An 8,922-nucleotide genomic window follows, 5' to 3' on the forward strand; every position below is an offset into this window, starting at 1 on the left:
TTAGCGTCAGCATAATCCGTGGGTCAACGGCGCCGGGTTTCCGCGGATTACGCTGACGCTAATCCGCGCTACGAGATTGCGCCGAAGATCACGGGTCGCTAGTGTGCCGCCGGAATTCGGTTTGGAGGATTTGATATGAGCTTCGTCGGTATCGGCCTGTTCTTCGCCGCCAGCGTTCTGGCCGTGATCTGCATCAGCGCTATCAAGGCCCCGGAAGGTGATGGCGGGCATGGTCATCATGGCGGCCACGGTCACCACTGAGATCGTCAAAGCCCTGGACCGCATGCGGCGGGTGCCGTAAACCTGTCTCTCGGCCACTCTATCTGGTGGTCCGACACAGATGTAACCCCCAAGCCGTAGCGCCATGCCCGACGCCCTTGCAGATAATTTCGCCCTGTCGCCGCTGGAGGCGGCCCAGGATGCGTTGCGCAAGGTCTGGGGCTATCCGGCCTTTCGCGGCATGCAGGCCGACATTGTCGAGCATGTCGTGGCCGGGGGGGATGCCCTTGTCCTGATGCCGACGGGCGGGGGCAAGTCGCTTTGCTATCAGATCCCGGCCCTGGTGCGGCCCGGCGTCGGGATTGTCGTTTCGCCCCTGATCGCCCTGATGCGCGATCAGGTGGATGCGTTGCGCCAGTTGGGTGTACGCGCCGCCTATCTGAACTCCACGCTGGACTGGCGGGAGGCGCAGGAGGTGGAGCGGGCGTGTGAGCGGGGCGATCTGGACCTGCTCTATGTGGCGCCGGAACGTCTCGTGACGCCGCGCTTCCTGGAACTGCTGGAACGGTCGCGCATCGCGCTGTTCGCGCTGGACGAGGCGCATTGCGTCAGCCAGTGGGGCCATGATTTCCGCCCGGAATATCTGCAGCTCTCCATCCTGCACGAAAAGTTCCCCGATGTGCCGCGCGTGGCCCTTACGGCGACGGCGGATACGCAGACGCGCACCGACATCGCGGCCCGCCTGGGCCTGACCGACGCCCGGCTGTTCCTGGCCAGTTTTGACCGGCCCAACATCACCTATCGCATCCTGCCCAAGGATCAGGAGCGCCGGCAGCTGCTGGATTTCCTGCGCCGCCGGCCAGAGGATGCGGGCATCATCTATTGCCTGTCGCGGGGCAAGGTGGACGCCATCGCGCAATATCTGGCCGACCAGGGGGTGGATGCGCTGCCCTATCACGCGGGCCTGGACCCTGCCACGCGGCAGGCCAATCAGGACCGGTTCATCAAGGGTGAAGGCGTGGTGATGGTTGCCACCGTCGCCTTTGGCATGGGCATCGACAAGCCGAATGTGCGGTTCGTGGTGCATATGGACCCGCCCCGGTCCCTTGAAGCCTATTACCAGGAAACGGGCCGCGCGGGGCGCGACGGGTTGCCGGCGGAAGCGCTGATGCTCTACGGCTTTGCCGATGTGGTGCAGATGCGCATGATGGTGGAGGGGTCCGACAGTCCGCCGGCCTTCAAGCGCACCGAACGGCAGAAGCTTGAGGCGCTGCTGGGCTTCTGCGAGACGGCGCGCTGCCGGCGGCAGACGCTTCTGACCTATTTCGATGAGGAATATCCAAAGCCCTGCGGCAAGTGCGACACCTGTTTCCAGCCCGTCGAAACCTATGACGGGACGGTGGTGGCGCAGAAGGCGCTGTCGGCGGTGTACCGCACGGGGCAGCGCTTCGGGGTGGGGCATCTGGTCGATGTGCTGCGCGGGGTTGCCACCGACAAGGTGACAGAAAAGGGCCATGACAAGCTGAAGACCTTTGGCTGCGGCACCGAACTGGGCAAGCAGGAATGGCACAGCGTGTTCCGGCAACTGGTGGCTAACGGCCTGCTTTGTGCCGATCCGGAGGGGCATGGCGGCCTGATCCTGACGGAGACGGCGACTGCCGTCCTGAAAAGCCAGGAAGTCGTGCGTCTGCGCCGTGATCCGGCGGCGGAGGCCAAGGGGAAGGGCAAGGCCTCCTGGTCGGGCAGTGGCGGTTCTTCCAAGCCGAAGACATCCACCGCCGATCTGTCACCCGCCGACGATACGCTGTGGCACGCGCTGAAGGCGCTGCGCCTGGAACTGGCGCGCGAACAGGGGGTTCCGCCCTATGTCATCTTCCACGACGCGACGTTGATGGAGATGGTGCGGGAGAAGCCGACCGACCTTGACGAGTTGGGCACCCTGCAAGGCGTGGGTTCGCGCAAGCTGGAGCGTTATGGCGAATATTTCCTGGATGTGATCCTGACGCATTAGTGGCATCGCCGCCGGTGCCATCCTGACACTGACCATGTTGTCGCTCCAGAGCCCGTCCGGTAAACGCGACGTCGAGCGACAGGAACTGGCCCAGCCGGTCAAACCACCGGCACCGGAAGCCTTGGCCGGATTGCCCACCGACTACAGTCAGGTCAAGCCCGACACGCCCATGCTGGGGCCACCGCTGCCCGGAGACCTGGGCCGCCCCATCCTGGAACAGCAGCGCCGTCAGGCGAGCACCACGGCATGGTCACCCACTGGGCCTGTAAATCAGCCAAGCCCGGAGCAGGCCCAGATCAACCAAGCGCGTCAATCCGGCCTGTTCATCTGCATGGAACCGAGAACAGGGCCAGCCATTCCAGGAAGTCGGAATGTCGTAGCCTCGGGTAGCCCGGCCACTATCGCGGAAAACGCGACTCCTAACGCCCCCCAGCACAAGCTCGACTTCCTGGCCCGTCCCGACACGGGCGGGATCTATAGCCCCTATGCCGAACAGCAACCAGCGTCGCATCATCAGATCATGGCGGGCAGCGTCATCGCGGCGGTCCTGGTCACGGGTCTCAACTCCGACCTGTCGGGCACCGTGACAGCCCAGGTGACCGAGAATGTCTATGACACCGTCACCGGCCAGATCCTGTTGATCCCTCAAGGCTCGCGACTGATTGGCACCTATGACAGCCGCGTCAGCTTTGGGCAGGAGCGTGCGTTGCTGATCTGGCAGCGGCTGATCCGGCCCGATGGCTCATCCCTGCAACTGGACAACCTGCCCGCCAGCGACACTCAGGGCAGCTCAGGGCTCACCGACAAAGTCGACTTCTATACAGGCCGCCTGCTGAAGGGCATCGCCATGGCAACGCTGCTGGGTGTCGGTACCGAACTGACCTTTGGACAGCAGGAAAGCGACCTTGTTCGGGCGGTCAGGGAGTCCGTCCAGCAAAACTCCGACCGCGCTGGCCAGCGACTGGTTGAACGCAATCTCGACGTCCAGCCAACCCTGACCGTCTGCCCCGGCTGGCCGCTGCGCGTGATCGTGCGCCGTGACTTGATCCTATCGCCATATCGCGGAGGCATGATCCATGCTGAAGCTCCCCAAGCTCCCCGACCGCACGCCGGTGAAGCTGACCATCACCATCAACCCGGAACTGCATCAGCGGCTGCAATCCTACACGGGCCTTTACCGTGAGACCTATGGCACGGCCGAGCCGGTGGCCGATCTGGTTCCCTACATGCTGGATGCTTTCCTAGAAAGCGACCGGGGTTACGCAAAAGCCCAGAAGGAGGACCGTTCGTCTGGACAAGACCCAGTTGGCGGCCGAAAACGGCGGGGTGCGGCCCCGGCATCTGGTCGTCAGCCCGGTGAGCCGGAGGACTGAGCCATGGCTACCATTGGTAGTTTCACTCAAACCAAAGATGGCGGTTGGACCGGAACCATCCGAACCCTGACCATCAATGCCAAGGTGCGTCTGGTCCCGAACGACGGTCGGGACCACGAGAACGCATCTGCTTATCGCCTACTGATCGGCTTCGACCGTATTGGTGATACTTGGGAGGCAGAGACCTCGGATGGTGAACCCCGCTCCTATCTCCGGGTTCGTCTTGATGATCCGGCTCTGCCGGGGCCGATCAGCGCCAGATTGTTTCTCAATGGAGATGGGGCATCGGCAAAGCTCGTCTGGAATCGCTGCCGACAGTAACTATCACCGCTCTTGTCTTGGCAGTTGCGGGGCCGGAAGACGGCGGGAAGGTTTTCGCATCCACCACAGGATTTCGGACATTTTTGCTCGCCCCAGTTCCCCAACTTTGGACACAGTCTGCTATATGTCCAGTGTCTCCCCCAGTTGCAGTGCATCTTCGATATCAGCCTGTTATCCAGCGTAGGAACTTCAATGCCGACTGAGGTGCTCACCGAACGTGTATTTCCAAATCTCCTTTTTGGCTGACGAACAGGTTAGCGCGGTGCCAGCTCAACCGCTTTCGATGTTTGTCAGTTAACGGGATCGGGTCCCGCCAGCGCAATTCGGCACGGGCGTTATCGCTCAAAGAAGGTGACAAATATGGCTGGCCTTCGTTATCGAATGTCACCAGCCCGCGATCGAAAGCAGCATCCCATAAGGCCGAGAGCAGAAGGCCGTAGACGCTCGGCGTCGCTTGTGCAGGCCTTCCATGGTATAATGTGCGATGCGCGCAGCAGCGCCGTGTCGGCGATCCCGGTCAGCGGGCATCGGCCCTGCCAATAATCGATCAAGCCTGAGCGGAATATGTCCTGGCCGATGCGCTGGACGACAAGGCGTTCGGCCTCCGTCGTTGTTGGCAAATCCTGGACCTTGGTCACGAACTCGCGAAGCGGGGCATCCGGAAGGCTTGCCGCCAGTTGGTAGATACGTGGCAACACGGCATAAACTGGGCCGAGCGTGTCGAAAGCGTAGCGGGCAAGGCCCGGTCCGGGCAGGTCCTTGCTTGGAAGGTCCAACTCTTCAATGACGCCTGAATGATCAAGGGCGAGAAACCAAGGGCCTTGTGCGCCTGCCGCGGCGAGGTGGATGGTGCCGGGTACCGTGGTCGAACTGAAGACCGCTCAGCCCTCGCTTTCGCCCAGCTTTCGGCGAAAGCCATTCTGAAACGCAACCTTGTCGCATTCCTGCCGGATGACGAATGGCTGGGGCGCTTCGATCATTTTATCGGCCCTCACAGGTTGCGGCGCAGCAATCTTTCATTGCCGGGCGCTCCGCGCAAAACCTCACGCTGCCAAGACGCTTTATTGACATCCTGCGGCGGCTTTGTTGTCGTTGTGATCAAATATTGAAAAGTTCTACCAGCCAATTCTTCTTCGAGAGCCCTTACAAGCCGGAAATGCTCATCATAGATCGTTTGACCCAAATCAGCCTCGCGCGGGCTGTCGTGGATCAGAAACGCGGGGATGCGCGTTTGGCCTTCAATGCTCAGACAAAGACAAGCCAGATCGAACGCGAGCACTTTCAAAGATTGAATTGCGGCTGTTCGCCTATCGCCCCCGGCCTCCACCCCAATTTCAAGGCCTTTGCCAGTTAGACGCACAATACCATTGGCTTCGTCACCGAGAAGGCGTCGAATAATAGCTGAGAACTTTTGCCTTACAGCATCTATAGCCTTTGCTTGATTACCTTCAAATCGCCGAAGTTGATCGCGGATGCGATGTAAATCTCCTTCCAGTTATTTGATCTTGACTTCGGCACCCGTCAGCTCATCGACAATTTCTGTGGAGCGCTGAACATCCTCGATAAGCCGGGTAGCAGTACGCCAGTTTGTGTTTCGAGCGTCAGCGGCCTTTTGAAGGCGATCCAATCTTTGTGCCGCCTGCTCCGCCTTTTGGCGGGCCAGAGCGACAGCGGGCTTTAGGGTATCAATTTCAGCCTTAACGTTAGCTATCGTTTGTTGCTGGGCCTCAATTTCCTGCTTTTTCGCTTCCCATCGCGCGCGACACTGCGCTTGATCATGCAGCTTGTGAGAAAGCTTACAGCGTTCCGCTACCGCTATGTCGATTGGCACCTCGCAGATGGGGCAGACCGGACTGGCTGCGGATTCCGCTGCTGCCGAAAGCCCCGGAATTTCACTCCTCATCTGCATGAGCAACTTTTCTTCGAGAGGCAATTTTGCATCAAGTTCAGCGGCTTTCATTTCAGCGCTGTGAAATGCGTTTTGTGCATTTTTGGAGGCACGCCGAGCTTCATTGAGTTCGGGGCTACCGCCTGACGGAATTTTTGCCGCTGCCGCGTGTTTCTCCTCCGCGACCGACTTCAGGAACTCCAGCAGAAGCGACCCATCCGGCAATGATTCGCCGCTAAGGCCGAGATCGCGAACGAGGCGGTCCAGGCGCCGCTTTTGATCCCATTCGAGAAAAGATTTTTGCCGCTTTGCTTGATCGAGTTGGTTTGCGAGGTCCTGTTCCTGGTGCCGTGCGGCTTGCTCTTCTTCCGTAATGGCGTTTAGAAACGCCCGCATTGCAAGCAAACATGGCCCTTTCGCGTCACCACTTGCAGGTTGTGGTGTGTCCGACCCTGACGCCGGCGAACGCCAGTCGAGTACGTCATCAAAACGGCATTCCTGATCGCGCGCAGCCCACGCGAGGGCAACCGGCCAGGCCCGCTGACCGGTCGACAGTCTCGCCAGTTGGGAGGTCCCTTTGCCAAGGATCTTGCCCTCAATGGCGTCGATGAGCAGCTCTATGCCGGTCGCCGGCCCCTCCATTTTCGCAACGACATCGAGGTTGCCGCCTTCGATAGCAAAGTGCTTGCGGCCAATGCCAAGCGGTCTCGTTACCGCCCAACATACCCCATCAAGCATGACTTCAGCACCGACGACGCCGTTTAGAAATTCCCTGGAGATGGCATCGCGCTGGACCTCATCGGCGAAGCGGGACTCACCGAGGCAGTAACGCAGCAAACGGCAGAACAGAGTCTTTCGGCTGCCATGGCCGATTGCACGTCCACCTCCTTCCAGATCATCACCCCCATCAGGCGACCAGATGATGTTGAGCCCAGGCCGCAACTCAATGTCTCGAATAAGCTCGCCGCCCGGCTCTTGCCAGATTTTCAATCGCCGAACCCAAAGCCTCGGCTCCGTGAGCCCCCTCGGAACCTCAATGCTCAGTGGCGGAACCGGGAAGAGATCATCCATTTGCGACATTTCCGATCCAGCCCCGAATCTCTCCAGGAGCTGCCTCTATGGTTGCGTCGATGTCCAGTTTTCGCAGCGCATTGATGACAAATCGTGCACGCCCCTCTGGCCATCCGGCTGTGTCAAATCTTTCAAGACCCGTGCCCGGTGCCCAGGTTCTGGCTGCGATATCCTCGAGCAATCGACCGTTGCCACGGTGATTGGTGATGGCGGCATTCCATCCCGGCGTGGTCCGGGCAGAGAAGCCGATGACATTCCCGGAGCGAGGCTCTGCTTCCTGGCCCACCAGCCGCCGCCAATGGGCTTGATCTTCCGGTGGCAGAAGAGGCGTCAAAAGATGGGGTTCAAGCATGATCGCTGCGGTCAGACGGACGGTGCGGATTGGGGCTGGCCCATCCAACGATTTCAGAATTGCCGCGAGAGCTGCCGAAGGATCGTGCTGCGGCGACGGCGCTGCACGAGCCCAAGTCGCGTCTGGAAGGTTCTCGAGCGGCGGAAGCTGGATCGTTTGCTGTTTGGCGGCGGACGTGGCGTCTGTCATGCCAAGAGCAGCAAACGTACCGTCTGCTACCATGCGGTCCCAGGCTTCCAGGACCAGACGGCGGGTTCGGTATTCCCCGTATTGGCGGATTTCCTTTTCCTTCAGCACGCGGAAGGTCTCCGACGGGTAGTCGGGGCCCTTCACGTCGGTGGAATCCAGGATGTATCGCACCTCATCCCGGTCCAGGCCGTAGGCGCGGGCGTAAAAGGCGTCCAGATCGGCCCGCAGCAGGGCGCGCCGTTCCTGATCCCAGCGGAAGGGCGGGCCGTCATAGCCCAGGTCACGGGCGAAGGGGGCGAGACTGTGTGAGGTGTACGTGAGTTCCAGGACCTTGGGCACGATGAAGGAGAGGCGGGGTTCGGTGTAGAAGGTGGGGGAGAGAACGGGGAACTGGGCAATGACGTTCTTGCGAATGTGGGTGCCACCAACTTTCGATTGAGCAGCATAGTCGAGGGCAAGCGTATTCAAGTTGGCAAGCAGGGATGCGGATAGACTAGCTGGTTCAATGTTTGCCAACAGTAACGACAGGGTATCATCCGTAGCGCAAATCGGAAAAACTGTGCAAATAACCGTTCTTTCGTCCATAGAGCGTGCGATATCGCGCCAGCCCATGAGCCATTCACGGCGCCAGCCTTTATCGTGAAGTCTAATCTTTACCTCGTCGGCTGGCACGAACCGGCCGTCACCATGCCATTCCAACCCTTCGGCCTTGACGGCTTCAGTGAGTCCAAACCTGTGATCAAATATATTGATATCCCCACCCCTAAATACAGATACTAAGTCATCGCGTGGGCCCGCGTTGACGTAGCTCTCAAATAGCTCTGCATCAATTCGGTTTGATCCAGAGAAAAAATTCAAAATTACAATGGTGTTAAAATCTGATCTCTCAAATTAATGCCCAGTCTCAATGAGTATTTTACTGTTCTGGTAAATTTTGGCCGTTAAACTTGCATCTGCGCGCGACCGGAATACTGGCGCGGTACGCGTGTTGGGATTGAGGCGGGCGATGGACTCGGGCGTAAGAGTGAAATTCCGCTCTGTTTCCGCAAGCTGGGCCGTTTCGGTCAAGAAGAAGGCGAAGTGGGCGAGGCCTTCATTCTTGCCCAGCGTCAGTAAACAGAACTTACAGCTGCGATGCACAGCCGAGAACAACGGCTTGCTATTCTCAAAGTCCACCAACTGCGACAGCCGCCTGCTCTCAACCATCGCCGCAAAGAACGGTGCCGTCGTCGCATCCGTGGCGATTCCTGTCGGCACGATCACTCCAGCCCTCCCCTTTGGCCCTGGAAGGTGGGAGAAGAGCTCGGCGAATAGGGAATAGGTGTTGACCTTACCTCGTGCGGTCAGATCAAAGCGACCGGATTCTCGGGCGAATTCGTTACCTGCATCGAAAGAGCGCTTGGCGACAACGAAGTCCATGTATGCAGATGGATCGTCTTGTTCTAGCAGGGTGCGGAAAAATCGATCTCCGTGCCGCCTTTCCCCATCGACCAGGTCA

8 protein-coding genes and 1 pseudogene are annotated in these 8,922 nt (G+C 59.6%); 6 read left to right on the forward strand and 3 right to left on the reverse strand.

Annotated elements, in window-relative coordinates; genetic code table 11:
- The first annotated feature begins 135 nt into the window (after positions 1-135).
- From ACODSP_RS22085 to ACODSP_RS22110, 6 genes are all read left to right on the forward strand, one after another.
- Entirely contained in the window at positions 136-261 is a 126-nt protein-coding gene (locus ACODSP_RS22085; RefSeq protein ID WP_488967701.1) for a hypothetical protein, read from the forward strand.
- A 103-nt stretch (positions 262-364) separates the two neighbouring features.
- Positions 365-2,230: a DNA helicase RecQ gene (recQ, locus tag ACODSP_RS22090; RefSeq protein ID WP_488967702.1), complete on the forward strand. Its 1,866-nt coding sequence runs from the start codon at positions 365-367 to the stop codon at positions 2,228-2,230.
- Positions 2,231-2,264: 34 nt separating this feature from the next.
- Positions 2,265-3,413, forward strand: a complete 1,149-nt coding sequence (locus ACODSP_RS22095) for a TraB/TrbI/VirB10 family type IV secretion system protein (protein ID WP_488967703.1) — start codon at positions 2,265-2,267, stop codon at positions 3,411-3,413.
- Positions 3,307-3,603 (forward strand): DUF2274 domain-containing protein, encoded by a 297-nt coding sequence (locus ACODSP_RS22100; protein ID WP_488967704.1) that lies wholly within the window; start codon positions 3,307-3,309, stop codon positions 3,601-3,603. Before ACODSP_RS22095 ends, ACODSP_RS22100 begins: the two co-directional genes overlap by 107 nt.
- 3 nt (positions 3,604-3,606) lie before the next feature.
- Positions 3,607-3,924, forward strand: coding sequence for a DUF736 domain-containing protein (locus ACODSP_RS22105; protein ID WP_488967705.1), 318 nt, complete (start codon positions 3,607-3,609; stop codon positions 3,922-3,924).
- 794 nt (positions 3,925-4,718) lie between these two features.
- Entirely contained in the window at positions 4,719-5,033 is a 315-nt protein-coding gene (locus tag ACODSP_RS22110) for a hypothetical protein (protein WP_488967706.1), read from the forward strand.
- A 386-nt stretch (positions 5,034-5,419) separates the two neighbouring features.
- On the opposite strand, the gene ACODSP_RS22115 is transcribed toward ACODSP_RS22110, so the two are convergent.
- The 3 genes and pseudogenes from ACODSP_RS22115 to ACODSP_RS22125 form a co-directional block, all read right to left on the reverse strand.
- Positions 5,420-6,883, reverse strand: coding sequence for a chromosome segregation protein SMC (locus ACODSP_RS22115; RefSeq protein WP_488967707.1), 1,464 nt, complete (start codon positions 6,881-6,883; stop codon positions 5,420-5,422).
- Positions 6,876-8,036 (reverse strand): hypothetical protein, encoded by a 1,161-nt coding sequence (locus tag ACODSP_RS22120; RefSeq protein WP_488967708.1) that lies wholly within the window; start codon positions 8,034-8,036, stop codon positions 6,876-6,878. Before ACODSP_RS22120 ends, ACODSP_RS22115 begins: the two co-directional genes overlap by 8 nt.
- 279 nt (positions 8,037-8,315) lie before the next feature.
- Positions 8,316-8,922: pseudogene (locus ACODSP_RS22125) on the reverse strand (hypothetical protein); the annotation flags it as partial.

It is taken from the genome of Niveispirillum sp. FG156 (assembly GCF_057809555.1).